Consider the following 513-nt stretch of genomic DNA (forward strand, 5'->3'; position numbering starts at 1 on the left):
CGCGTGGCTTGGCGTTGCCGATGCCGGTGTCGACGACGATCCGCAGCCCGCCCGCCTCCACCGCGAAGCTGTGGCTCGCCAGACGGGGGACGTCGGCGTCGGCGAAGTCGGGGCGCAGCCACGGCGCCTCGTCCAGCACCTCCTTGGTGGCGTCCGGCAGCAACCACGGTCCGGTCTGCCGGGGCAGTTCGATCTCGTCGACGCGGCGTACGGCGATGTCGCCGAGGCTCCATCCCGCACTTGCGAAGGGGGTGGCCTGACGGGGCGTGGCGGTGCTCATCGGTGGGTCCTTTCGGGCGGGCGGGGCGTTGCGGGAAGGCGGGACTCGGTCAGGCGGTGCGCGGCTGCCGCACGGCGCGGGTGAGGCCGGTCAGGGTCAGCAGGACGACCGTCACGGCGTAGAGCGAAACGGCGGTCTGCAGGCCGTACAGGTTGGTCAGCAGGCCGGCGAGGACGGCGGGGATGCTCATGGCCAGGTAGCTGAGGACGTAGTAGGCGGCAAGCGTGCCGGCG

At 72.5% G+C, this 513-nt stretch carries 2 pseudogenes; both read right to left on the bottom strand.

The window, feature by feature from the left end:
• A pseudogene (locus tag ACFQ87_RS37045) lies at positions 1 to 280 on the bottom strand (MBL fold metallo-hydrolase); the annotation flags it as partial.
• Positions 281 to 329: 49 nt separating this feature from the next.
• Positions 330 to 513 (bottom strand): annotated as a pseudogene (locus ACFQ87_RS37050) (MFS transporter); the annotation flags it as partial.

The sequence above is a fragment of the Kitasatospora sp. NPDC056531 genome, from assembly GCF_042794375.1.
Taxonomy (GTDB): Bacteria; Actinomycetota; Actinomycetes; order Streptomycetales; family Streptomycetaceae; genus Kitasatospora.